Consider the following 25,395-nt stretch of genomic DNA (forward strand, 5'->3'; position numbering starts at 1 on the left):
AGACAAGCACCCCCCGCGCGATCTTTTTTATCGCCGCGCCGCGAGCGTACACGAAGTGAAACAATACACGCCGACCAGGACTTTTCCAGCATTCTGAATGCTCTAGCAGGCTGTCGGATTGGGCGCTGCCGTAGTGATGAGTGATGGCGACGACGGCGTTTATGCGGCCGTCAGTCGCGTGATCCTACGGCAATTATATGCGAGGGCGACGAGCGTCCATTCTGTTGCGACGTTGGGGAGGCCACGGAGATGGAAACGGGTGAAGCCCATGGCGCTCTTGATGATACCGAAGACCGGTTCGACGGTCTGCTTGCGTAAGGCGTAAAGGGCTTTTGCCGGGTTCTGTTGCAGCCTGGCCTTCATTTCCAGGCGCCAGGGCTCGGTGATCCGGCGCGGCTCCCTGGGTGGCGGTTCTGGCCGGAAGTCATAAGGGCGCCGATTCACAGGGCGTCCGATGGCGACCAGCGGGTCCACGCCGCTGGCCTGCAACGTTTCGACGGCTTTGCCGCTGGCGAAACCCGTGTCGGCGAGGACGGTTCGTGGCAGGCCGATCCTCTCCTCCATACCCAGGATGGTGGCGGCGAAGCTGGGCGCGTCCGCCGTCGTCGCAACGACGCCATTTTCCAAGATCAACTGGCTGCCCTCGGCACAAACCACGGCCTGGGCATTGTAGGCTTGCCGGTATTCATGCGCGTCGGAGCGGCGCATCAGCTTGCTGTCCGGATCGGTCAGGTTGATCTGCCGGTCTGGTGGCGGTTCATCGTCCGGTTCTTTCGGCGGCCGACCGCGCCGTCCCCGCTTCGCATCAAAAGCTGCCTTCTTGCGCTCATATTCTGGTCGGGCGGTCTTGGCCTGCTCGCGGGCTTCCGCCTCCAGTCGCGCACAGGCTTCATCCAGCTTTGCCTTCAGAGCCTCCCGCCGGGCCAGTTCCTCCGGCAACGCCTGATGATCCACATCGGTTGTATCCGCCGCCTCTGCCCGTTCCATCAGGGTGGAGATATCGGTGGCCAGTTTCTCGCGCAGCTCTTTCGCGCGATCATAACGAATGGAACGGTATTTCGAGGCATTGGCATCGATCTTCGTGCCGTCGATCGACACCGTGCCAAGCCGCACCAGTCCCGTCTCGCGTGCCAGCAGGAGTACATGCATGAACGCTGCCTCGATCGCCGTGCGGTTGCCGCGCCGGAACGTCGCGATCGTGTCATGGTCAGGATGCAGGTTCGCCGCCACAAAGCGCATACCGATATCACGATATGTCGCCCGTTCGATCCGACGCGATGAGAACACGCCGTTCGCATAGGCGTAAATCAGCAGCGCCAGCATCAGGCGCGGATGATACTGCGCCTTGCCGCCAGTCCGCACAGGAACGGAAAATGCCCTCAACGGCACCCGCTCTACCGCCGCCACGATGAAATGCGCCACATCGTCCGACGGCAGCCATGACTTCAGATCCGGCGGCAGAAGATACGGCTGCGATCGATCAAACGGAATGAAGCTGCTCATCCTGAAAGCTTACCGCAGATCGCCAGAGCCAGGTACCCCAACCCGACAGCCTGCTAGCTTAAAAATAAATGATCAAGAGAACGACGATACCTTTCATCGTACCAATATTACAGAGATGGTCATTACGCCGGAAGGCGAATTCTATGCCTACAATGTGAAGTTTGTCAGCCAGTTCGAGCGGGCCGAAAACCAGCCGAATGGTAGTTAGCCATGTACGCTGCTTCATTCAGAAGTTATACCAAAGGCCGTAGCCACTGACTCGTGTGTGAAGTGACGAACGGCGCCGGCTCTGATTCTCTTGATTTTGGGAGGATCTGGCAGATGACGAGAGCGGTGAAGCTACGGGATGACTATTCGGCCTCTGATCTGAGGCGACTTGCGGCGCGCAGCCGGCAGGCGAACGCTGCGCGCCGGCTTCTGGCCCTGGCGGCGATCCGTGACGGGGCCAGCCGCACCGATGCGGCCCGCGTAGGCGGCATGGACCGCCAGACGCTGCGGGACTGGGTTCACCGCTTCAATGCTGAAGGGCCGGATGGCCTGCGCGATCATCTGCACGCAGGGCCGGCCTGCCGCCTGAGCGGGGCACAGCAGGCCGAATTGAAGGCCCTGGTCGAGGCGGGGCCGGATCGGCAGCGTGATGGCGTGGTGCGCTGGCGCCGGGTCGATCTGCAACGCGTGATCGAAGAGCGCTTCGGCGTCGTCTATCATGAGCGTCATGTGTCCACTCTACTGAAACGGCTTGGTTTTTCCTATGTCAGCGCCCGGCCACGTCACCCGGGTCAGGACGCTGGCGTCATGGAGGCATTCAAAAAAACTTCCCCCGCATCCTGAATGCCCATACCGGCCATCTGCCCAAGGGCAAGCCGATCGAGATCTGGTTCCAGGACGAGGCCCGGATCGGCCAGAAGAACGGCATCGTCCGACAATGGGCCCGGCGTGGCACGCGGCCACGCCAGCCGGCTGATCAGCGCTACGAGAATGCCTGGCTGTTCGGCGCGATCTGTCCGGCGCGTGGCAAAGCCGCCGGCCTGGCGCTCCCGTTCATCGGCACCGCCAGCATGCAACTGCACATCGAGGAAATCTCGCGCTGCGTCGTCCGCGGTGCCCACGCCGTCGTGCTGCTCGATCGCGCAGGATGGCATACCACCGACAAGCTGAAGCTGCCCCGCAATATCAGCCTGATCTTCCTGCCGTCCCGCGCGCCCGAACTGAACCCGGTCGAAAATGTCTGGCAGTTCCTGCGCGCCAACTGGCTGTCCAACACCGTCTTCGACGGCATCGATCATATCATCGACGCCGCCTGTTCCGCCTGGAACAAGCTTGCCGCCCTGCCTGACACCATCCGATCCATCGGGCTCAGAAAGTGGGCTCACACAGGTCTGTGTCTATAACCGTTGGTATTATGCGCGAGCGTCATACAAAGTCTCTTAACGAATCAAAGTCTTTTTGCTTCTTTTTCTTCAGAAAAAGAAGTCCTTCGCCACAGACGCACCGAACGCCCTACGCCGTCGGCCGATCCAGCGACGTAGCGCGGCCAATATGCGACCGCCAGCGGGACGAGGCGGTCCGGACCACCCACGAGCGGATGCGTTCCAGCAGCAGGTAAACGACCGGCGTGGTGTAGAGCGTCAGCAACTGGCTCATGGCCAGGCCGCCGACCACGGCGATGCCCAGCGGGCGGCGCAGTTCGATCCCGTAGCCGCCGCTGAGGATCAGCGGCACCGCCCCGAAGGCGGCGGCGAGCGTCGTCATCAGGATCGGGCGGAAGCGTTTGGCGCAGGCTTCGCGGATCGCCTCCTCGGGCGACATGGCGCCGTCGCGTTCGGCGTGCAGCGCGAAGTCCACCATCAGGATCGCGTTCTTCTTCACGATGCCGACCAGCAGGATCACGCCGATCATCGCGATCAGCGAGAATTCCTGCCCGGTCAGCCACAGCGCCAGCACCGCCCCCACCGCCGCCGACGGCAGGGTCGAGAGGATGGTCAGCGGATGCACGTAGCTTTCGTACAGAATGCCCAGCGTGACGTACATCGTCGCCAGGGCGGCGATGAAGACCAGCAGTTCGTTGATCATCGCCGTCTGGAACTGCGCGGCCTCGCCGGTGAAGCCGCCCTGGACCGATTCGGGCACATGCAGGCGCACCATCGTGGCGCGGATTTCCGCCGCGGCTTCGTCCAGCGACCGGTTCTTGGCCAGGTTGAAGGACACCGCGCCCGAGACGAACCCGTCGCGATGGCTGACCGAGATCGACGTCGGGCGCTGTTCGATCCGCGATACCACCGGCAGCGGCACCATCGTCTCGATACTGGACGACACGGCCGAGCCGCTGGACGCGCCGGCGCCCCCGGCCAGCCGGTTGGCCACGGCATTACGGAAGGATTGCTGGCTGAGCGACGAGGCCTGCGAAGTCGCGGCCGGGTCGGACAGCGCCACGCGCACGGTATTGGACACGGTCCCCCCGCCCGCCGACCCGCCGGAGGTCGAAACCCGGAAGGCCTGCATCACGTCGGGCGACTGGCGATAGGGCGGCGCGACCTCCATCACCACGTGATAGGTCGCGATCGGCGTCGAGATGTTCGAGGCGCTGCGCTGGCCGTAGGCGTCGAACAGCGCATTGCTGATCAGTTGCGGCGTGACCAGATAGCGCGCGGCGGTATCGCGGGCGATGTCGACATACGATGCCGCCGCGCGGTTGGTCAGGTTGGTGGTGATGTCGGTCATCACCTTGCTGCCCTGCAGGGCCTGCACCAGCCGGGGCGTCCAGGTATAGATGTCCTCGGCATTGTCGCTGCGCAGGACGTAGCGATAGGCACCCTGCTGCTGGCGGCCGCCGCCGCCGTTGACGTCGCCGGCCGAAAACAGCGACAGGCGCACGCCGGTCAGCCCTTCCAGGCGCTTGTGGATACGGGCGATCATCTCGTCCGGGCCGTCGCTGCGATCGTGCTTGTCGGTCATCTGGGCGAAGGCCTGTCCCTCGACCCGCGTGTCGCCGGAAAACGCCGCGACGGATTCGGTGTCGGGATCGGCCATCATGGCGGCGCTGACGGCGCGGATCTTGCCGTCCATCTTCTGGAACGATCCGGTTTCGTCCCCCCGGAAATAGCCGACGATCAGCGCCACGTCCTGCTTGGGGATGATGTTCTTGGGCATCAGCACGATGATGCCCGCCGTCGCCACCAGGCTGAGCGGCAGGGTGGACAGCACCCACCAGCGATGGCGCAGCGCCCAGTCCAGCGAACGGACATAGGTGTGCAGGATGGCCTCGAACGTCGCCTCGATCCCGTCCGACAGGCGGCGCAGGGCCCGGCGGGTGCGCGATGCCCCGGCCGGCAGGGGCGCGCCATGGGCCACGTCCAGCAGCAGGCTGCACATCATCGGCGTCAGGCTGATCGACAGGAACAGCGAAATCCCGACCGTCACCGCCAGCGTCATGGCGAATTCGTAGAAGATCTTGCCCGGCGTGCCCGGCATCAGCAGCAGCGGCAGGAACACCGCGACCAGCGCGATGGTGATCGACAGCACGGTAAACGCGATTTCGCCCGCGCCCAGCATCGAGGCCGCGCGCCGGTCCATCCCGGCTTCCATGTGGCGGGCAATGTTTTCCACCACCACGATCGCGTCATCGACCACGAAGCCGGTGGCGATGGTCAGCGCCATCAGCGACAGCGTGTCCAGAGAGAAGCCCAGCAGGTACATCGCCGCCAGCGTGCCGGCCAGCGAGATCGGCACCGTCACCGCCGGGATCAGGGTCGAGCGCGGGGCGCGCAGGAACACCAGCACCACCCCCACCACCAGCAGCACCGAGATCAGCAGGGTCAGCTGCGTGTCGGCCAGCGAGGCGCGGATGGTGATCGACCGGTCCATGGCGGGCGTCAGCGTCATCCCGCGCGGCAGGGCGCCGATGATGGCCGGGGTGCGGGCCTTGATTTCGTCCATCACGCGGATGACGTTGGCGCCGGGCTGCGGCCGGACGATGGCCATGACGGCGCGATGCCCGTTGAAATAGCCGGTCTGGCGTTCGTCCTCGACCCCGTCCACCACGCTTGCGACATCCGTCAGCCGCACCGGGCGGCTGCCGCGATAGCCCACCACCAGGTCGCGATAATCCGCCGCGTGCCGCGCCTGGTCGTTGGTCGAGATACTGTAGCGCTGCGGCCCGACATCGACGAAGCCCTTGGGCGTGTTGGCGTTGGCCGAGGCAAGGGCCGAACGGATGTCCTCGAACCCGATGCCGTATTTGAACAGCGGATACGGGTTCATCTCGACCCGCACGGCGGGGGCCGAACTGCCGGTGATCTCGATCCAGCCCACGCCCTTGATCTGCGACAGCATGGGCTGCAGGTGTGTCTTCATGACGTCGTACAGGTCGGCCATCGGCCGCGTGTCCGACGTCAGCGCCATGATCATGATCGGATTGTCGGCCGGATTCGCCTTCCAGTATTGCGGCACCATCTGCAACGTCGCCGGCATGTCCTGCGTCGCGGCCCGCAGCGCCGCCTGCACGTCGTTGGCGGCGCCGTCGATATTCCGGCTGTCGTCGAAGGTCAGCAGGATGAAGGCAGTGCTGTCGGTGGAATCGGATTCGATGGCGCTGATGCCGGAAATCTGCCCCAGCCGGCGTTCCAGCGGCGTGGTCACCGACGTTGCCATCTGCTGGGGCGAGGACCCGGGCTGGGTCGCGACCACGTAGATGATCGGCACCGAAATGTTCGGCAGGTCGCCCACCGGCAGCGCGCGATAGGCGAACAGCCCCGCGATCACCAGCGCCAGCGAGATCAGGGTCGTGGCAACCGGCCGCAGGATGAAGGGACGACAGGGATTCATGCGGCGCCCGGCGGATGACCGTCGTGCGTCACGCCCGCACCACCGGCCGGCGGCCCCGCGCCGCGCCATGGCCGTACCACAGGGCGGCGACGAAGAAGCCGACATAATAGCCGATATCGGCCCCGCCCAGCCAGCGGGCGACAGGACCGGTATAGAGCTGGCTGGTCGAGAAGAGCAGGATGGTCACCACCGTGGTCATGATGAAGATGGTCGCCCCGCGCGTCCAGCCCGGGGGCACGGGATGGGCGGTCCGGTCGCCCAGATACCAGTCCGCCAGCACGATGCCAATCCACGGTGCGATCCAGTACATCGTCACCACCAGATAGTCGGTATAAAGCGCGGCGTAGCGCCCCGCCCCAGCCACCGCCAGGCCATAGCCCAGCAGGGCGGTGATGATGGCCGCCAGAACGCGCGGGATGTGAATGCCCGCCGAAATCAGGCTGTAGCTGGCGGTATTGTCGTTGAAGGAATTGCCTGTGACCGAGGACAGCGCGATGGCCGCCAGCACCACCGGCCCCAACGGCCCCGCCGCGTGCTGCAGGCTGGCGATCACGGCGGTGGGTGACGGTTCGGCGATGCTGGCCGCCGTCAGCAGGCCCAGCGTCTGGAACGGCACCGCCGAGCCCAGCAGGCCGGCCAGCGCCAGCCCGACCACCCGTTTCGGGTCGCTGTCGGCGGGCAGATAGCGCGTATAGTCCGACGAATAGGACGCCCAGGACAGGTTGAAGCTGGCCAGGATCGCGATCGCCAGCAGCATGGTCGCAAGCGTGGGGGGATGGGCGGCGCGCGGCAGCGCGCCCCCCAGCGACACGCATTGCACGCCGATCACCAGGAAGGCCAGAAGCAGCACGGCGCCCAGATATTTCTGCAACGCCTGGACCATGTCATGGCCGTAGATGCTGGCCGCCATCTGTACCAGGGCCAGCACGCCCAGCGCCAGCCAGAAGGGCGGGCTGGCCCCTGCCACGATCGACAGGAACGCCATCAGCGCCGTGGCGGCGGGCACGTTGTTCACCGCGTCCCAGCCCACGCAATAGATCCAGTTGAGGAAGGCCGGCGGCCGCACCCCCAGCCGCCCCAGCGCCCGGCGCGAGGCCTCCATCTGCGTCAGCCCCGTGGGCGGGCCGATCGCGGCGGCCAGCGCCACCGGCAGCGCGCCCACCACGTTGCCGACCAGGATCGCCAGCAGCCCGGCCCGGAAATCCAGCCCCAGCGCGACCAGCAGCACGCCCGTCACCCAGCCGCCGGGCCCCAGGTTGGGGGAAAAATGGCTCCAGAACACGCGATCGATCGGCATCGTCTTGCGCGCGGCCGGCACCGGCCGGGACACGGCGGCGGCACCGAACTCCTCCATGACGGGCGGACGCAAAAACGACATCGGCAACGGATGCGGCTCCTCGAGAGCGTATCACCGCGATCGTCGCGTAATCGGACCGGTTATGGCAAGTCGCCCGTGAAGGAAGCCATGCCCCCGGTTTCCGGCATCGACCCGGCCTGGCCCGCCGGCTGGCGGGCGTAATAGGCCTCGGCCCAGCGCAGGGGCAGCCGGTCCATCAGGCGCGACCCGGCCGCCAGCCACCAGGGAAAGGCGATGCGCCGCCGCCCCGCCGCCACCCCGCGCAGGATCGCCGCCGCCGCGTCGCCGGCTTCGACCAGCCCGGGCATGGGAAAGCGGTTGGCCGCCACCATCGGCGTGCGGACGAAGCCGCAGCAGACGCTGGACAGCAGGATGCCGTCGCGGGCCGTGTTGCCGCCGGTCGCGACCATGAACCGGTCCACCGCCGCCTTGGACGCGCAATAGGACGGCGTGCCGGGAAACGAGACATACCCCGCGACCGAGGCAATGGCGCAGATGCGCCCCCGCACGCCCAGCGGGTCGCGCGCCTGCCGGCCCATCGTTGCCAGGGCCGGCAGCACGGTGTTCACCACGCCCCCCACATTGACATCCATGATGCGCCGGACCTGCCCGTCCGGTTCGCGCGGGGCGCCCCCGCCGGCGGGCCGCGCGGTGGAGGCGGTGATGCCCGCGCAGGCGAAGACCAGGTCCAGCGGCCCGGCATCGCCGATCCAGCGCGCCATGCCATCCTGGTCGCGGACATCCTGCCGCCGGGTCTGCGCCCGCGCCCCGCGGTCCGCGCAGGCCCGCGCGACCGCATCCAGCCGCCCGGCATCGCGCCCGCCCAGATGAAGCACCACGCCCGGAGCCGCCAGCGCCAGCGCGATGGCCCGACCGATACCCGACGAAGCACCGGTGATAAGAATCGTATCCTGTTTCATATTCGCCAGAATAGAGACCTCCTGATAAAAGACCGCAAATCCGCGCGGCCGGCGCGGACCGGTTCAGGACCCAAGGACACGCCGCCGATGACGCACAGCCGCGAACGACAGCCGGGCGAACGCCCCCCCGCCCATCACCAGGGTCCGGCGGGCGGCCCGGTCGTGGCGCGGCGCGGGGTGTGCCTGGTGATCTCGGCCCCGTCGGGGGCCGGAAAATCGACCATTGCCAATGCGTTGCGCGCGGCCGAGCCCCGGCTGCTGCATTCGGTTTCCGTCACCACCCGCCAGCCCCGGCCCGGCGAGACCGACGGCGTCCACTATCATTTCCGCAGCATGGAACAGTTCCAGCAGATGGCCGAGGCCGGCGAATTGCTGGAATGGGCGACGGTGTTCGGCCGGGGCTACGGCACGCCGCGCGGCCCGGTCGAATCGGCCCTGGCCGAGGGGCGGGACATGGTGTTCGACATCGACTGGCAGGGCCACCGGCAGATCCGCGCCGCCCTGCCCGACGACGTCATCAGCCTGTTCGTGCTGCCGCCGTCACTGGCGGAACTGGAGCGCCGGCTGTGCAATCGCGCGTCCGACCACCCCGAGGAGATCGAGCGGCGGATGAAGGCGGCGCGCGACGAAATCGCGCACTGGCAGGAATTTGATCACGTCATCATCAATGCCGACCTGGACCGGGCGATCGGCGAGGCCCGGTCGGTCCTGACGGCAGCGCGGCTGCAGACCCGGCGGCAGGCAGGGCTGGCGGCCTTCGTCGCCGGATTCGGCGCGTAGCCGGCCATGGATTTTTCATCGATCACGGTGCTGTGCATCGGGGACATCATGCTGGACCGTTTCGTCTATGGCGAAATGGAGCGCATTTCCCCCGAGGCCCCGGTGCCCGTCCTGCGGCTGGGCCGCACGCGCGAAATGCCCGGCGGCGTGGGCAACGTGGCCAACAACATCCTGTCGCTGGGCGGCCGGGCGATCCTGGTCGGCCTGGTGGGACGGGACACGCCGGGGCAGGCCCTGCGCGGCCTGCTGGGCCAGCGCCCGGGCCTGACCGACGCACTGGTCGAAACCGGCGCGCGGCCGACGATCTGCAAGACGCGCTTCATCGCCGCCAACCAGCAGGTCGTCCGCGCGGACGAGGAAAGCCGCCTGGCGCTGCAACCCGACGAGGCCACGTCCCTGATCGCCGCCATTGACGCCCATATCGGCGCGGCGGACATCGTCGTGCTGTCGGACTATGCCAAGGGAACCTGCGCCGACCCGGTGATCGCCCATGCCATCGCCACGGCGCGGGCGCGGGGGATCGCGGTGTTCGTCGATCCGAAATCGCGCGATTTCGCACGCTATCGCGGGGCGAGCTGCATCACGCCCAACGCCCGTGAACTGGCCCAGGCCACGGGCCTGCCCATCGATACCGACGCCGAGATCGAGCAGGCGGCCCGCGCGGCGATGGCCCGGGCCGACGCCGTCGCCATCCTGGCCACGCGGTCCGAGAAGGGCATGGCGCTGGTCGAGCGCGAGGGCGGGGTCCAGATCGTCCCGGCCCGCGCGCGCGAGGTCTTCGACGTGTCGGGCGCGGGCGACACCGTGATCGCCGCCCTGGCGCTGGCCGCGGGATCGGGCATGACGCTGGCCCAGGCGATGCACGTGGCCAATGCCGCCGCCGGGGTCGTGGTCGGCAAGCTGGGCACCGCGACGGCCGACATCGCCGAGGTCCTGGCCGAACTGAACGCCCAGGACGCCGATGCCATGGGCGGCACGCCGTCCCTGCTGTCGCGCGCGCAGGCGGCCGAGCAGGTCGCGCGCTGGAAGGCGCAGGGCCTGCGGGTCGGCTTCACCAACGGCTGTTTCGACATCATCCATCCCGGCCATGTCGCGCTGCTGGCGGCGGCCCGGAGGGCATGCGACCGGCTGATCGTGGCGCTGAACGACGATGCCAGCGTGGCGCGGCTGAAGGGCCCCGAACGCCCGGTCAACCCGCTGGAAGACCGGGCCCGGGTCATGGCGGCGATCCGCCACGTCGATGCCGTCGTCGCCTTCGGCGAGGACACGCCGCTGGAGTTGATCCGGCTGCTGTTGCCCGACGTGCTGGTCAAGGGCGCGGACTATCGCCCCGACCAGGTCGTGGGCGCGGACGTGGTGCGGCAGGCCGGCGGGCGCGTGGTGCTGGCCGACCTGGAAGACGGCAAATCGACCACCCGCACGATCGGCCGCATCCGTGCCGCCGGGGCGGCCGACCGATGACCGCCGACGGAATGGCCCCCGTCACCCCCCCCGCCGTGGCGGACGACAAAATCCGCCAGGCCCATGCCGCGTTCCGGTCGTGGCTGTTCGAGACCGCCCTGCCGGCATGGGGCGATGCCGGGTGCGACGGCACGGCGGACGACCCCGCCCGCTGGGGCGCGCAGGAACATCTGGCCCTGGACGGCCGGCCCGCCCGCCCGGGCTTCAAGCGCATGCGGGTGCAGGCGCGGCAGTTATATGCCTTCACCCGCGCCGCCCTGTACGGCTGGCCGGGCGGGGCGGAGCGGGCGCGCGGGATCTATCGCTTCATGCTGTCCGGGCTGCGGGCGGACGGCGGATGGGTGTCCCGCCTGACGCCGGAAGGCGCGGTGCTGGACCGCACGGCGGATCTGTACGACCTGGCCTTCATCCTCTTCGCCCTGTCGTGGTACGCGCGGCTGGATCGGTCCGGCGAGCCGGTGCGCCTGGCCCGCCGCACGGTCGCATGGCTGCGCGCCACGATGGCCACCGGTAATGGCGGGTTCCTGAACACCCTGCCGCGCACCGACGGCCCCCGTCAGCAGAACCCGCACATGCACCTGCTGGAAGCCGCGCTGGCGCTGTTCGAGACGACGGGCGACGACGCCGACGCCGCGCTGGCGCACGATCTGGTGGAACTGTTCCGCACCTGCCTGTTCGACGAGCGCGCCGGGACGCTGGGCGAATTCTTCACCGAATCCTGGCAGCCCGTTTCCGGCCTGGACGGCACGCTGGTCGAACCGGGCCATCAGTACGAATGGGTCTGGCTGCTGCATGAATATGGCCGCCTGACCGGCCGGACGCTGCCGGGCCACGCGCGCAGCCTGTTCGCCTTCGGCCGGCGGCACGGCGTGGACCCGGATACGGGGCTGGTCCGCGACGTGCTGACCCGCGACGGCGCCATCGTGCGCGGCTGCGCGCGCCTGTGGGCACAGACCGAGGCCCTGCGCGCGGAAATCGTCACGCACGGCCCGCAGGCGGACAACGGCGCCCAGATCGTGCGGATCGTGGACAACCTGCTGGGCCCCTATTTCACCGGCTGCCCGGCCGGAACATGGAACGACCAGCTGGATGCGGCAGGGCACCCGGTGGGCGACAAGATCCCGGCCAGTTCCTTCTACCATATCGTCGCGGGCTATGCGGAACTGGACCGGCTGGTGAACGAGGCCCGTCCGGGCGCGTGACGCTGCCGGGGAAGTTATCCCCGGCTTCCTCGGTTATCCACAACCGAAGGACCGCCCGGATCTGGTATGAGGGCGACGTGAACCAGATCAATTCCCCCCAAGACGAGTCCCAGTCCCGGGACGGTACCCTGCTGGGCCTGACGCAGCGGCAGCCCCCCGCCAACATCCAGGCGGAACAGGCGCTGCTGGGCGCGCTGCTGACCAACAACCGGGCGTACGACCGGGTATCGGACTTCCTGACCGGCGAGCATTTCGCCGATACCGTGAACGGGCGGATCTACGATTCCATCGCCCGCCGGATCGAGGCCGGGCAACTGGCCGACCCGGTGACCCTGCGCGGGGAATTCGAACATTCCGGCGTGCTGGACGGCGTGGGCGGCACGGCGTACCTGGCCCGCCTGCTGACGGCGATGGTCGGCATCATCAATGCCGGCGATTACGGCCGCGCCATCCATGACGCCTGGGTCCGCCGCCAGTTGATCGATATCGGCGAGACGGTAGTCAACAACGCCTTCGGCGCCCGGCCGGACCTGGACGGCGTGGACCAGATCGCCGCCAGCGAGGAAGCGCTGTTCCGCCTGGCCACCGACAAGGGGCAGGAGGGCGGCTTCACCAGCTTCGACCGCGCGCTGGCCGACGCGCTGGACGTGGCCGAGAAGGCATTCCACCGCACCGGCGATGTCGTGGGCCTGACCACCGGCCTGCGCGACCTGGACAAGAAGACGGGCGGCCTGCATCCGTCGGACCTGCTGATCCTGGCCGGCCGGCCGGCGATGGGCAAGACGGCGCTGGCGACCAAGATCGCCTTCAGCGCCGCGCGGGCCCTGCTGCGCGAGGCGCAGGAGGCCGCGCCGGGCACGCAGACCAAGGGATCGGTCGCGATCTTCTCGCTGGAAATGTCGGCCGAGCAGCTGGCCACCCGTATCCTGTCCGAACAGGCCAGCGTGTCGGGCGAGCGCATCCGGCGCGGCGAGATCGGGCAGAAGGAATTCGACCGCTTCGTCCACGTCACCCGCGAACTGGCGCAATTGCCGCTGCATATCGACGACACGCCGGCCATTTCGCTGTCGGCGATGCGCACCCGCTGCCGCCGCCTGGCCCGTACCAAGGGGCTGAGCCTGGTGGTGGTGGATTACCTGCAGCTGATGCGCCCATCGGTGGGCACGCGACCGGAAAGCCGCGTTCTGGAAATCTCGATGATCACCCAGGGGCTGAAGGCCATCGCCAAGGAACTGAGCGTGCCGGTGATCGCGCTGTCACAGCTCTCCCGCCAGGTCGAAAGCCGCGAGGACAAGCGCCCGATGCTGTCGGACCTGCGCGAATCCGGGTCGATCGAACAGGACGCCGACGCCGTCATGTTCGTCTATCGCGACCAGTATTACCTGCAGCAGCGCCAGCCCAAGGAAACGGCGTACGACTCGACGGACAAATACCAGACCGCGCTGGAGGACTGGCAGCGCAAGATGGACCTGGCCCATAACCGCGCCGAACTGATCCTGGAAAAACAGCGCCACGGGCCCACCGGCACCGTGCATCTGTTCTTCGAGGGCGAGTTCACCCGGTTCGGGGACCTGGACCTGGTCCATGAGTAACGGGGCACGTTCCTGGTCTAGTCCAGCACCCTGGGCACCGACTGCCCCCGCGTCAGATCGCCGATCCGCGCCACCGCCTCGTCCATCCGCGCCTCGGGCACCGCGACCACCAGATCCGCCCCCGTCGCGTCGAACGCTTCCTCTTCCACCACCGCGTCCAGCGCCCCCAGCCGGGCGCGCAGCAGGGCCAGGTCGGCGAAGCCGCAATGGAATGCCAGCCGGACCAGGGTCACGATCGGGGTCCGGGGCGCCAGGCGCAGGCATTCCGCCGCCGTGCCGCCATAGGCGCGGACCAGCCCCCCCGCCCCCAGCTTGATGCCGCCGAACCAGCGCGTCACCACCACCACGGTCCGGTCGAACCCCTGCCCGTCGATCACCTGCAGGATCGGCCGGCCCGCCGTGCCCCCGGGTTCGCCGGCATCGTCGCTGCGGTAATCCTGCCCGATGCGATAGGCCCAGCAGTTATGCGTGGCATCCGCGACGGACACCGCACGGACGAAATCCAGCGCCTCGGCCGGCGTCGCGACGGGCGCCGCCTGGGCCAGGAACACGCTCTTGCGGACCTCCTTCTCCAGCCGGGCGGGGGCTTCCAGCATCACGCGGCCCCCCGCCTGGCTGTCGGCCCGGCTGCCGCTCATGACCCGTCGTCGGCCGCGTCCCCGCCGCCGAACAGGGCCACCAGATCCCCCAGATGGCCGATTTCATTCAGGTGCAGCCCATCCGGCGCGACCAGGCGGGTATGGCCGCGCGCGATGCGCCGGGGCAGGAAGGCGGCGTCGAAGCCCAGCTTCTGCGCCTCCTTCAGCCGGGCATCGACCTGGGCGACCTGCCGGACCTCGCCGGACAGCCCGACCTCGCCGAAATAGACGGCGCCGGCATGGGTGGGCCGGCCGGTGGCGGCCGAGACCAGCGCCGCCGCCACCGCCAGGTCGGCCCCCGGTTCCAGCACCCGCAGCCCGCCCGCGATGTTCAGATGCACGTCCATGCCATGCAGCTTCATGCCGCACCGGGCCTCCAGCACCGCCAGCAGCATGTTCAGGCGCGAGGAATCCCAGCCCACCACCGCGCGGCGCGGCGCGGAATCGCCGGATTTGGGCGACAGCAGGGCCTGGACTTCCAGCAGCACCGGCCGCGTGCCCTCGATCCCCGCGAAGACCGCCGATCCCGCGATATGCCCGCGCCGTTCGGCCAGGAACAGGGCGGAGGGATTCGGCACCTCGACCAGCCCCTGGTCGGTCATGGCGAAGACGCCGATTTCATCCGTGGCGCCGAACCGGTTCTTGGCGGCACGCAGGATGCGGAACTGGTGGCCGCGATCGCCTTCGAAATACATCACGGCATCGACCATGTGTTCCAGCACGCGGGGACCAGCCAGCGCGCCCTCCTTGGTCACATGGCCGACCAGGATCAGGCTGAAGCCGCGCTGCTTGGCCAGGCGGATCAGTTCGAACGCCGTGGCGCGCACCTGGCTGACCGTGCCGGGGGCGCTTTCCACCGTTTCCAGCCACATGGTCTGGATCGAATCGATGATGACCAGCGCCACGTCGCGCTCGGCCTCCAGCGTGCCGGCGATGTCGGTCACGTTGATCGCCGCCGCCACATGCAGCCCCGGCGCGTCCAGCCCCAGCCGGCGCGCCCGCAGGCGGATCTGGTCCACCGCTTCCTCGCCCGAGATATACATCACCCGCCGGCCGCCATTGGCCAGGGCGCACGCCGCCTGCAGCAGCAGCGTCGATTTGCCGATGCCCGGATCGCCCCCCACCAGCACCACCGACGCCGGCACCAGCCCGCCGCCCAGCACGCGGTCCAGTTCGGCAATGCGGGTGCCGACACGCGGCGGCGGCTCGGCCACGCCGTCCAGGCTGACGAAGTCGATCGCGGCCCCCCGGGCGCGCCGGGGCGCCGTCCCGCCGGTCGCCGAGGGCGCCGCCGCTTCCTCGACGATGCTGTTCCACGCCCCGCAGGCCTCGCACCGTCCGGCCCATTTGGGAAAGACCGCGCCGCAGGACTGGCAGACGTAATGATGCGAGGGACGGCGGGCCACGTAGGGTACTCCGGTTTTCGTGCCGTTCAGGACCTGTTGCCGGGCGCGTACGGCCTAGCGGCGCAGTTCCATGCTGATCGGGCCTTCGCGGCGGCCGTGGGTGAACTGGTCCACCACCGGGTTGCCGCTGTCCAGCAGCGATGATGCCGCGCCCTGCCAGATCAGCTTGCCCTGGTAGAGCATGGCCGCCTGGTCGCCGATGCGCTGGGCGGACGCCATGTCATGGGTGATGGCGATGGCGGTGGAGCCCAGGCGGCGCACGCAATCGACGATCAGCCCGTCGATCACCGCCCCCATGATCGGGTCCAGCCCGGTCGTCGGCTCGTCGAAGAACAGGATGTCGGGCTGCCCGGCGACGGCCCGCGCCAGGCCCACGCGCTTCTGCATGCCGCCCGACAGTTCCGAAGGGTAGAGCGCACCCACCGACGGGTCCAGTCCCACCTGTTCCAGCATGCGCCCGGCATGGGCGCGCGCCTCGGCCCGGCTGAGCCGCTTGCCGTGCCGCCGCCCGGTGGCCAGCAAGCCGAAGGCGACATTTTCCCACACGCTGAGACTGTCGAACAGCGCCGCGTTCTGGAAGAGCATGCCGATCGTCTCGATCACCGCCTCGCGCCGGCGCGAGGACAGGGCCACCACATCGACGCCGTCGATTTCGATCGACCCGGCATCGGGGGCGATCAGGCCCAGAATGCAGCGCAGCAGCACGGACTTGCCGCTGCCCGATCCGCCGATGATGACCATCGACGTGCCCTGCATGACATCCAGGTCGATCCCGTCCAGGACGATTTTCGACCCGAACGCCTTGCGCAGGCCGCGAATGCGGATCTTGGGTGCGGCGTCGGTCATTGCGAGAAGAACACGTCGGTCAGGAGGTAGTCGGAGGCCAGCAGCAGGATCGACGCCGCGACCACCGCCGCCGTGGTGGCGGCCCCCACGCCCTCGGCGCCGCCCCGGCTGTTATAGCCGTGATAGCAGCCCATCAGCGCGATCAGGAAGCCGAAGACCCCCGCCTTCACCAGCCCGACCGTGACGTCGATCGGCTTCACCGCCGCGAAGGTCGCGGCGATATAGACCGGGGCCGAGAAATCGAGCTTGGCCACCGACACCGTAAAGCCGCCCAGCACGCCCAGGATATCGGCCACCAGCACCAGGCACGGCAGCGCCAGGGTGCCGGCCAGCAGGCGGGGCGTCACCAGGTACTTCATCGGGTTGGTCGACAGCGTGGTCAGCGCGTCGATCTGGTCGGTCACGCGCATCGTGCCGATTTCGGCCGCCATCGCGGCCCCGACGCGCCCCGCCACCATCAACCCGGCCAGCACCGGGCCCAGTTCGCGCGTGACGGCCAGCACGACGATGCCGGCAATGGCGCTTTGCACATGGTACTGGGCGAAGCCGGTATAGGATTGCAGGGCGATCACCCCGCCCGAGAACAGCGCCGTCAGCGCGACCACGGGCAGGGAAAAGAAACCGATTTCAACCAGCGCGCCGAAGAAGATGCGCCAGTAGAACGGGGGACGCACCAGATGCGACAGGGCCTGCGCCCCGAACAGGGTCAGGGCCCCGGCGGTCCGGACCAGATTCAGCGCGGCACGCCCCAGCGCCGCTATGAAGTCGAGAACGGCGTTCACGCGGGATATCGCGGGCAGCCCGCGCGAAAAAATCTGGCAAGTCGATCGGACATGGTTCCTGCCGTAGCGCGGGAAGACCGGCACGTCAAAGGACGGGTCCGCCAAACAGGCGGCTGTCACAAAAAGAAACGCGCAGCACAAAAAAAAACGGCGTCACGCAGAACGCCGCCGTAGTCTAGGGAGGAAACATCCATGAAGCGCGCACAACGCCACTTCATGGTCTTCATGACCACTGGCGCGGCCATAAGTCAAGAATATTGTGCAGTGCAATATGCACGCTCCCACGGGGTCGTCATGGGGCCACCCGGCGTCTCGCTGGCCAAATCGCGGGGCACGCGCCATAGTCGCGCCGAATCCTAACGCCCCATGACAAATACAGGAGAATGGCGGTGCGCATCGCGATGATCGGCGGCGGGTATGTCGGCCTTGTCTCGGCGGCCTGCTTCGCCAAATTCGGCAACGACGTCGCCGTGGTGGAAATCGACCCCGACCGCCTGGCAGCCCTGCGCGAAGGGCGCATTCCCATCTACGAACCCGGGCTGGACGGGCTGGTCGCCGATACCATGCGGGCGGGTCGCCTGTCCTTCGGCGCCGATATCTCGGCGGCGGTCCAGGGGGCGGAGGCGATCTTCATCGCCGTGGGAACGCCGCCGCGCAACGGCGACGGCCATGCCGACCTGACCTATGTCCACGAGGCCGCACGGCAGATCGCCCGGGCGATGACGGATTACGCCGTCATCGTCACCAAATCGACGGTTCCCGTCGGCACCAGCCGCCGCATTGCCGAGATCGTGCGCGACACCCGGCCGGACCTGGATTTCGATGTCGCGTCCAATCCCGAATTCCTGCGCGAAGGCAATGCGATCGGCGATTTCATGAAGCCCGACCGCGTCATCGTGGGCCTGGACGAGGACGCGCCCGACGGCGGCGCGCGGGCGCGCGCGGTGCTGGGCGCGGTGTACCGGCCGCTCTACCTGATCGAGGCGCCGGTCCTGTTCATGAAGCTGGAAACGGCGGAACTGACCAAATACGCCTCGAACTCGTTCCTGGCGATGAAGATTTCCTTCATCAACGAAATGGCCGACCTGTGCGAACGGGTGGGGGCCAACGTCCACGACCTGGCGCGCGGCATGGGGCTGGACGGGCGGATCGGCCGGAAATTCCTGCATCCCGGCCCGGGCTATGGCGGATCGTGCTTCCCCAAGGACACGCTGGCCCTGACCCGCATCGCCCAGGAAGCCGGCGCGCCGACCCGCCTGATCGAGGCGACGGTGGGCGTGAACGACGCCCGCAAGGTCGCGATGGCGGGACGGATCGTCGCCGCCAGCGGCGGGTCGGTGCGCGGCAGGCGGATCGCGGTGCTGGGCCTGACCTTCAAGCCCGAGACCGACGACATGCGCGAGGCCGCGTCCATTCCCATCCTGGTCCGCCTGGCGGAACAGGGTGCGGAGATCCGCGCCTTCGACCCGGTGGGCATGCCGGCCGCCCGGCCGCACCTGCCGCAGGCCGTCACCTATTGCGACAGCGCCCTGGACGCGGCGACGGACGCCGACACGCTGGTGGTGCTGACGGAATGGACCGAATTCCGTGCCCTGGCGCCGGGCCGGCTTGCCGCGGCGATGCGGGGCCGCGTGGTCGTCGACCTGCGCAATATCTTCGACCCCGTGGCGATGCAGGAAGCAGGGTTCGCCTATCATTCCGTAGGACGGCCCTGACCTTCAGCCCGCCGAATGCCGCCGGTGCCACACGGTGCAGAACAGCATGCCGACGATGCCCGCCGCCATGGTACCGGCGATCGGCACCGTCGTATCCAGCGGCAGGTAGCCCAGCAGCACGCCGCTGAGCGAGCCGATGGTGAATTGCAGCGTGCCCAGCAGGGCCGAGGCGCTGCCGGCATGATGGCCGTGCCGGGTGAAGGCCAGCACCGTGGCATTGGGGTTGACGAACCCCAGCGAGCCCGTGATCAGCCCGATCAGGCAGCACACCAGCGCCGGATGGCGCGGCCCCGCAATTCCGGCCAGGGACAGGGCCAGGAACAGAACGGCCGCCATCGTCACCACCGTCACGCCGCGCAGCATCAGCACATCCAGCGCCACCCGGTGGACCAGCCGCCCGTTGACCTGCGCCCCGGTGATGAACAGCGCGGCATTCACGCCGAAGAACAGGCCGAACTGCCCCGGGGTGAAGGACAGGATGTGTTCGAACAGCGTCGGCGCGCTGGCCAGGTAGCCGAACATCACGAAGGCCGAGAAGCCCAGCAGCAGCGCCGCCGACAGGAACATCGGCTCGCGCGCGATGGTGACATAGCGCCAGAGCACGGTCGGGATCGACAGCGCGATGCGCCGGTCGCGCGGCATGGTGTCGGGCAGCGTCCAGGCGATGGCAACGACACCCAGCGCGCCATAGACGACCGCGAACCAGAAGATCCAGCGCCAGTGGCCGACCGACAGCACCAGGCTGCCCAGGCTGGGGGCCAGGATCGGCATCAGGCCGAAGACCAGGGTCAGTTGCGCCATGATCCGCGCGCCCTGCATGCCGGTCGCGACGTCCCGCACGATGGCGCGCGGCACCACCACGCCGGCCGAGCCGCCAAGGGCGGCCAGGAAGCGCCAGACGCAGAACATGTGATAGCTGTACGACAGCGCACACCCCGCCGAGGCGATGCTGAACAGCGTCAGGCCGCCCAGCAGCGGCACCCGCCGCCCCAGCCGGTCCGACAGGGGGCCCTGGCTGAACTGGCCGATCGCCAGCCCCGCGAACCACGATGCCAGCGTGATCTGCGCCGAGCCCGGACCGCCGCCCAGGTCGCGATCGACCGCCGGAAAGGCCGGCAGGTACATGTCGGTGGCCAGCGGCCCGATCGCCGTGACCAGGCCCAGCAGAATCACCAGCCACGCCGGCAGCGCGCCGACGGGAATACGATGGCGATAGGCAAGCGAGGATGTGGAGGAAGACATGGGCAAGGTCGTGAACCCGATGAACAAGGGGCACCGTATGTCACGGTTTCCGCGACACTTGTCCATCGCTATCCCTCACGGCGGGCCCCGCCGGAAACATGGCAGACGCGCGCGGGCAGTGCTCTTCATTCTTTTTTGAAACAGAAGCAAAAAACCGGGATCATCCTCACGCGGGCGGCATCGGGCGTCCCGCCCGGGCCGCCATCCGCCGGCCGGTCCGGATGCTCCATTGCATCAGCGCGATCGGAAGCACGATCCACAGCACGTGCATCGCCCCCAGCAGGACGGGATCGGGCCACCACATCACGACCGCGACCCGCAGCGCGGCCTCGCCCAGCAGCAGCACCGCCCACGCCAGGGTCAGCGCCCGCATGAACCAGCGAAACGACGGATAGACCCACCGGTCCGCGAACGCCGCCATCCGGTCGGGCGTGCCCATCATGGCGCGGGCGAGGAAATAGACCAGCGGGCGCGGCAGCAGCAGCGACACCAGGAAGACCAGCCCGATCATCCCGGTCACCAGCGAGGACTGCACCAGCACCAGGCGCGGCGAGGAAAACCACAGCGCGCAGGCCACCCCGGCCAGCATCGCCGCCAGGGCCAGGATGGTCATGGCGTCCAGGCTGCGACGGCGGACCAGGCCCGCCAGCATGACCGCCAGCATCGCCGCCGACGCCGCCAGGCTGGCGGCCAGGCCGCCATATCCCAGCCGCCCGGCCCCGAACATGATTCCCCAGGGCAGCACGACGTTCAGCCCCACCTCGCGCAGCAATCCCGGGACCGTCAGGCCCATGCCCGGCCCCGCGGCAGGCGCGGCGGCCGGCGCGAAGGCTGGGGGCGGATCTTGCAGGGTCATCGACGTGTTTCCTTCATGACGGAACGATTCCGCCCCGACCCTACCGGATCGGGCCGCCCCGATTCCACATGAATCTTTCCATTGTAAAGATAAGGCGCGCCGCCCTATCGTGTGGCCATGGACCCGTCCCCCCGCCCCTACCATCACGGCAACCTGCGCGCCGCCCTGCTGAAGACCGCCGAACGCCTGCTGGAACGCGACGGACCGGCGGCCCTGACCATGCGGGCCATCGCGCGAGAGGCCGGGGTGTCCCATACCGCGCCCGCCCATCATTTCGGCGACCTGCCGGGATTGCTGGCCGACCTGGCCGCGACCGGCTTCACCCGCCTGGCCGAGACCATGCGCCGCGCCGCGACCGACCCCGCGCCGCGCGCGCCGCTGCATGCCTATGTCCGCTTCGCGCAGGACCATCCGGGACTGTACACGCTGATGTTCCGCTCCGACCGGCTCGATTACGGACGGGAGTCGCTGGCCGCCGCGTCGCGCGAGGCCTGGAGCATCCTGTTCCGGTCGGTCGGTTCGGACACCGACAGCGCGGCGCAGGCCGACCTGACGACGACCGACCTGACGACCCTGGGCCACGTCACCTATCGCTGGTCGCTCCTGCACGGGTTCTGCACCCTGCTGCTGGACCGGCGGCTCGACCCCCTGCTGGCCGCCCCGTCCTGCGGGGGCGACCCGCACGTGCTGCTGGATGCGATGGTCCCCCCGCCGGCGGCGGCGGCGGCGGCGGTCAGGCCGCCACCACCCGCACCGGAATCGACTTCGCCGCCGGGGTGCCGCTGATCTCGTCGAAATGGTCCAGCGGCAGCAGGGGGTTGAGTTCGGGGTAATAGCCCGCCACCGCACCGCGCGGCAGGGAATAGGGCAGCGCGCGCAGGTCGCCCACCCGCCGCACGATGCCGTCATCCGACAGGGTTTCCAGTACCACGAGGGCTTCGGGGGCGATGGCGCGGTCGCGCATGTCGTCCGCGTTCATCAGCACCACCATGCGGGTATCGTACACCCCGCGATAGCGGTCGGTATTGCTGTAGATGGTGGTGTTGTACTGGTCGTGCGAGCGCACCGTCGCCAGCCGCAGCATGGCGGCGTCGTCCACCGGCGGGTCCATCGCCAGCCCAGCGAACGGCAGGAAGTTGGCCTTGCCCGTCGCCGTCCGCCATTCCCGATGGCGCGGCGGATTGTACAGGTGGAACCCCTTGGGTTCGTGGATGCGGACGTTGAAGTCCGCGAAATCGGGATAGACCTCGGCGATCTTGTCGCGGATCAGGTTGTAATCGTCGATATAGGTGCCCCACGGCACGACGCTGTGCGGCAGGGTCGCCTTGGCCATCCGGCAGACGATCTCGATTTCCGACAGCAGATGCGGGCTGGCGGGCTCCAGCACACCGCGTGACGCGCCGACATTGGACATCGCGTCCTCCAGCGTCACGAATTGCGGGCCGCTGGCCTGGATGTCGATCTCCGACCGCGCGATGACGGGCAGGATCAGCGCCTGCCGCCCGTGGACCAGATGGCCGCGATTGAGCTTGGTCGCGATGCCCACCGTCAGGTCCAGTGTCGCCATCGCCCGGTACGCGATGGGCGTGTCGGGGATGGCGTGGATGAAATTGCCGCCCATGCCGATGAAGACGCGCGCGCGCCCGTCGATCATCGCCTTCACCGATTCGACGACATGGTGGCCATGCTCGCTCGGCGGGGTGAAGCCGAAGGCGGCCTGCAGCCGGGCCAGGTAGGCGGGGGTCGGCTTTTCGTCGATGCCCACGGTGCGGTCGCCCTGGACGTTGGAATGGCCGCGCACCGGGCAGATCCCGCCCCCGGCCCTGCCGAAATTCCCCTTCATCATCAGGAGATTGGCGATCTGCTGGATCGCCCGCGCGCCCTGTTGGTGCTGGGTGATGCCCATGCCGTAGCAGACGATGCTGGCGCCAGCATGGGCATAGATCGCACCGATGCGGCGGATCTGCGCTTCCTCCAGCCCCGACACCGCGACGATGTCGGCCCAGCTTGTGGCCCGCGCATCCTGCGCCACCGCGTCGAAGCCATCCGTGTGGGCGGCGATGAAATCGACGTCCAGCAGGCGCGCCGCGCCGGCCGCCCGGGCCGCGTCATCCAGTTCCAGCAGCGTCTTCATCATGCCCTTGATCACGGCGATGTCGCCGCCGATCCGGACCTGGCAGAATTCGCTGGCGATCTCGGTCGAACCGAACGTCGCCATCTTCACCGGGTCCTGCGGTTCGGTGAAGCGCATCAGCGCGCGTTCGGGCATCGGGTTGATGACGACGATCGGCACGCCGCGCTTCCGCGCATGGACCAGCTCGGTCATCATGCGCGGGCTGTTGGTGCCGGTATTCTGGCCGATGATGAAGATCGCCTCGGTATGGGCGAAATCGTTGATGATCACCGTGCCCTTGCCGATGCCGATCGATGCCGGCAGGCCCCGGCTGGTCGGCTCGTGGCACATGTTGGAGCAGTCGGGGAAATTGTTGGTCCCGAATTCCCGCACGAATACGGAATACAGGAACGCGGCCTCGTTCGAAGTGCGGCCCGACGTATAGAATTCCGCCTGGTCCGGATGGTCCAGCGCCCGCAGCGCGTCGCCGATCATCGCGAACGCGGCGTCCCAGTCGCAGGGCACGTAGCGGTCGGTCGCCGCGTCGTAGCGCATCGGCTCGGTCAGCCGTCCCTGCTGCTCCAGCCAGTAATCGCTGCGTTCCATCAGTTCGGTGACGGTATGGGCGGCGAAGAAATCACGCCCGATCCGCCGCTTCGTCGCCTCGACGGCCAGGGCCTTGGCGCCGTTTTCGCAGAATTCCAGCGTCTTTTCCCGGTCGGGATTGGGCCAGGCGCAACTGGGACATTTGAACCCGTGGGGATGGTTCATCGACAGCAGCGCGCGCGACCCGGTGGTGACCACGCTCTGTTCCAGCAGGACCCGCGCCGTAGCCTTCGCCGCCCCCCAGCCGCCGGCCGGATGGGTGTAGGGACGGAATTTCACCTCGTCGGACATGGATGCCCCCCGCTTGCGTGATCAGGCGGCCGTGTCGATCCGGCCTTGATGCGTGAAGATAATCTGCGCGTCGTGCCGCGCCAGCGCAACCAGGGTCAGCCCCGCGGCATGCGCCATGTCCACCGCCCGGGCGGTGGGGGCGGAAATCGCCACCAGCACCGTCAGGCCCGCCATCGCGGCCTTCTGCACCATTTCATACGAGCAGCGGCTGGTGATCAGGCCGAACCCGCCATCGAACGCGATCCCGTCCCGCAGGCCCGCGCCCACCAGCTTGTCCAGCGCGTTGTGGCGGCCGACATCCTCGCGCACCAGGCGCAGGGCACCGTCGGGGCCGGCCCAGGCCGCGCCATGCACCATATGGACCCGCGCGTTCAGGACCTGCCGCGCCGCCAGACCGTCCAGCGCCGCACGCACCGCCGACAGCGCCACGCGGCCGCCCGCCGGCACCGGGGGCGGCGCGGGGTCGAACGCCGCCAGGTCCTCGACCCCGCAGACGCCGCAGCCGGTGCGCCCGGTCAGGTGCCGCCGCCGGGCCAGCAGGCGCGCGAAGGCATCGCCGGGGATGCGCATGTCCACCGTGATGCCGCCCGACGCATGGGTCACGCGCAGGTCGCGGATCGCCGCCGCCGAGGGCACGATCGCCTCGGTCACCGAAAAGCCGGTGGCGAAATCCTCCAGGTCGGCCGGTGTCGCCATCATCACGGCATGCGCCAGGCCGTTATAGGTCAGGCCGACCGGAACCTCCTCGGCCAGGGGCCGCACGATGCCGGCCGCGCCGTCCGCCCCCAGGCGCTGCCCGGGGCATTCGCGCCAGGCGGCCGGGCGGTTGGATTGGTGGCCGGGACCCGCTATGTCAGCACCCGCTATCTCAGCATCCATGATCGTCACCAGCAGAGGTCAACCCGATGAGTGATACTCCCCCGGACCGCCTGTCCGCCAACCCCGAAAGCCCCTTTCACGATGCCGCCCTGCTGGAACGCGGCGTGGGCGTGCGCTTCAAGGGCGTCGAGAAGACCAATGTCGAGGAATATTGCGTCAGCGAGGGCTGGGTGCGGCTGGCGGTCGGCAAGACCATGGACCGCCGCGGAAACCCGATGACCATGAAGCTGCAGGGCCCGGTCGAGGTCTGGTTCAAGGGCTGACCCGCGTCCGGCGCGCGCCGCCGCCCCCTCGCCCTTCCGGAAAAAGGTGATAGGGTCAATACTTGGTGTGTCTGTCCGGAAACGCGGTCCGGCAAGCAACCATGCGCCGGATCGCCACC

General features: G+C 68.5%; 21 protein-coding genes. 9 read left to right on the forward strand and 12 right to left on the reverse strand.

Annotated features, from left to right (window positions below; all coding sequences use genetic code 11):
• Positions 1-159: 159 nt before the first annotated feature.
• Positions 160-1,503 carry an IS1182-like element ISGdi13 family transposase gene (locus GDIA_RS09260; protein WP_012223140.1) on the reverse strand — a complete coding sequence of 448 codons (1,344 nt, stop codon included), beginning with the start codon at positions 1,501-1,503 and terminating at the stop codon, positions 160-162.
• On the opposite strand from GDIA_RS09260, the gene GDIA_RS19190 reads away from it, so the two are divergent.
• A complete protein-coding gene (locus tag GDIA_RS19190) occupies positions 1,490-1,711 on the forward strand; it encodes a hypothetical protein (protein WP_041249353.1) in 222 nt (73 codons plus the stop codon). The two genes, GDIA_RS09260 and GDIA_RS19190, sit on opposite strands and share 14 nt — an antisense overlap.
• 113 nt (positions 1,712-1,824) lie before the next feature.
• A protein-coding gene (locus GDIA_RS18605) for an IS630-like element ISGdi5 family transposase (protein WP_012553677.1) occupies positions 1,825-2,894 on the forward strand; the annotation gives its coding sequence in 2 pieces (ribosomal slippage) (positions 1,825-2,311 and positions 2,311-2,894; 1,071 coding nt in all).
• 109 nt (positions 2,895-3,003) lie between these two features.
• Here the strand turns inward: GDIA_RS18605 and GDIA_RS09280 are convergent.
• From GDIA_RS09280 to GDIA_RS09290, 3 genes are read right to left on the reverse strand one after another with little or no spacing between them, the layout of a single operon-like run.
• Positions 3,004-6,327, reverse strand: a complete 3,324-nt coding sequence (locus GDIA_RS09280) for an efflux RND transporter permease subunit (protein WP_012554001.1) — start codon at positions 6,325-6,327, stop codon at positions 3,004-3,006.
• Positions 6,328-6,355: 28 nt separating this feature from the next.
• Positions 6,356-7,705 (reverse strand): purine-cytosine permease family protein, encoded by a 1,350-nt coding sequence (locus GDIA_RS09285; RefSeq protein WP_041249312.1) that lies wholly within the window; start codon positions 7,703-7,705, stop codon positions 6,356-6,358.
• A 59-nt stretch (positions 7,706-7,764) separates the two neighbouring features.
• On the reverse strand, positions 7,765-8,604 hold the full coding sequence (locus tag GDIA_RS09290) for an SDR family NAD(P)-dependent oxidoreductase (protein WP_012224194.1): 840 nt from the start codon (positions 8,602-8,604) through the stop codon (positions 7,765-7,767).
• Positions 8,605-8,691: 87 nt separating this feature from the next.
• Here GDIA_RS09290 and gmk point away from each other — a divergent pair, with 87 nt between their 5' ends.
• The 4 genes from gmk (at position 8,692) to GDIA_RS09310 (ending at position 13,639) form a co-directional block, all read left to right on the forward strand.
• The gene (gmk, locus tag GDIA_RS09295) at positions 8,692-9,384 is read left to right on the forward strand and encodes a guanylate kinase (RefSeq protein WP_012224195.1); all 693 of its coding nucleotides are present in this window, start codon (positions 8,692-8,694) and stop codon (positions 9,382-9,384) included.
• Positions 9,385-9,390: 6 nt separating this feature from the next.
• A complete protein-coding gene (gene rfaE1, locus GDIA_RS09300) occupies positions 9,391-10,845 on the forward strand; it encodes a D-glycero-beta-D-manno-heptose-7-phosphate kinase (protein ID WP_012224197.1) in 1,455 nt (484 codons plus the stop codon).
• Positions 10,842-12,047, forward strand: coding sequence for an AGE family epimerase/isomerase (locus tag GDIA_RS09305; RefSeq protein WP_012554003.1), 1,206 nt, complete (start codon positions 10,842-10,844; stop codon positions 12,045-12,047). Before rfaE1 ends, GDIA_RS09305 begins: the two co-directional genes overlap by 4 nt.
• Before the next feature lie 77 nt (positions 12,048-12,124).
• Positions 12,125-13,639, forward strand: coding sequence for a replicative DNA helicase (locus GDIA_RS09310; RefSeq protein WP_012224201.1), 1,515 nt, complete (start codon positions 12,125-12,127; stop codon positions 13,637-13,639).
• Positions 13,640-13,656: 17 nt separating this feature from the next.
• On the opposite strand, the gene GDIA_RS09315 is transcribed toward GDIA_RS09310, so the two are convergent.
• Genes GDIA_RS09315 through GDIA_RS09330 form a run of 4 tightly spaced genes read right to left on the reverse strand, consistent with a single transcriptional unit; the run spans position 13,657 to position 17,311 of the window.
• A complete protein-coding gene (locus GDIA_RS09315) occupies positions 13,657-14,277 on the reverse strand; it encodes an IMPACT family protein (RefSeq protein ID WP_012224204.1) in 621 nt (206 codons plus the stop codon).
• A complete protein-coding gene (gene radA / locus GDIA_RS09320) occupies positions 14,274-15,683 on the reverse strand; it encodes a DNA repair protein RadA (RefSeq protein WP_012224206.1) in 1,410 nt (469 codons plus the stop codon). The genes GDIA_RS09315 and radA overlap by 4 nt, the downstream gene beginning before the upstream one ends.
• 54 nt (positions 15,684-15,737) lie before the next feature.
• Entirely contained in the window at positions 15,738-16,529 is a 792-nt protein-coding gene (locus GDIA_RS09325; protein ID WP_012224208.1) for an ABC transporter ATP-binding protein, read from the reverse strand.
• Complete coding sequence (locus GDIA_RS09330; protein ID WP_012224210.1) at positions 16,526-17,311, reverse strand: MlaE family ABC transporter permease; 786 nt, start codon at positions 17,309-17,311, stop codon at positions 16,526-16,528. Before GDIA_RS09330 ends, GDIA_RS09325 begins: the two co-directional genes overlap by 4 nt.
• Before the next feature lie 401 nt (positions 17,312-17,712).
• Between GDIA_RS09330 and GDIA_RS09335 the strand changes: the two genes are divergently transcribed.
• Positions 17,713-19,026 carry a UDP-glucose dehydrogenase family protein gene (locus GDIA_RS09335; RefSeq protein WP_012224212.1) on the forward strand — a complete coding sequence of 438 codons (1,314 nt, stop codon included), beginning with the start codon at positions 17,713-17,715 and terminating at the stop codon, positions 19,024-19,026.
• 3 nt (positions 19,027-19,029) lie between these two features.
• Here the strand turns inward: GDIA_RS09335 and GDIA_RS09340 are convergent, their stop codons facing one another.
• Together GDIA_RS09340 and GDIA_RS09345 are read right to left on the reverse strand one after the other, a co-directional pair.
• Positions 19,030-20,268, reverse strand: a complete 1,239-nt coding sequence (locus GDIA_RS09340) for a multidrug effflux MFS transporter (protein ID WP_012554005.1) — start codon at positions 20,266-20,268, stop codon at positions 19,030-19,032.
• Between the two features lie 166 nt (positions 20,269-20,434).
• Positions 20,435-21,124 carry a VC0807 family protein gene (locus tag GDIA_RS09345; RefSeq protein ID WP_012554006.1) on the reverse strand — a complete coding sequence of 230 codons (690 nt, stop codon included), beginning with the start codon at positions 21,122-21,124 and terminating at the stop codon, positions 20,435-20,437.
• A 117-nt stretch (positions 21,125-21,241) separates the two neighbouring features.
• On the opposite strand from GDIA_RS09345, the gene GDIA_RS09350 reads away from it, so the two are divergent.
• On the forward strand, positions 21,242-21,910 hold the full coding sequence (locus GDIA_RS09350) for a TetR/AcrR family transcriptional regulator (RefSeq protein WP_012554007.1): 669 nt from the start codon (positions 21,242-21,244) through the stop codon (positions 21,908-21,910).
• On the opposite strand, the gene GDIA_RS09355 is transcribed toward GDIA_RS09350, so the two are convergent.
• Both GDIA_RS09355 and fdhD read right to left on the reverse strand, forming a co-directional pair.
• A complete protein-coding gene (locus GDIA_RS09355; protein ID WP_012554008.1) occupies positions 21,858-24,134 on the reverse strand; it encodes an FdhF/YdeP family oxidoreductase in 2,277 nt (758 codons plus the stop codon). The two genes, GDIA_RS09350 and GDIA_RS09355, sit on opposite strands and share 53 nt — an antisense overlap.
• A gap of 21 nt (positions 24,135-24,155) precedes the next feature.
• Positions 24,156-25,013 (reverse strand): formate dehydrogenase accessory sulfurtransferase FdhD, encoded by an 858-nt coding sequence (gene fdhD / locus GDIA_RS09360; protein ID WP_012554009.1) that lies wholly within the window; start codon positions 25,011-25,013, stop codon positions 24,156-24,158.
• Positions 25,014-25,039: 26 nt separating this feature from the next.
• Between fdhD and GDIA_RS09365 the strand changes: the two genes are divergently transcribed.
• The gene (locus GDIA_RS09365; protein ID WP_012224224.1) at positions 25,040-25,276 is read left to right on the forward strand and encodes a DUF3297 family protein; all 237 of its coding nucleotides are present in this window, start codon (positions 25,040-25,042) and stop codon (positions 25,274-25,276) included.
• The last annotated feature ends 119 nt before the right edge of the window (positions 25,277-25,395 follow it).

Origin of the sequence: Gluconacetobacter diazotrophicus PA1 5 (assembly GCF_000021325.1) — a bacterium.
Classification (GTDB): Bacteria; Pseudomonadota; Alphaproteobacteria; order Acetobacterales; family Acetobacteraceae; genus Gluconacetobacter; species Gluconacetobacter diazotrophicus.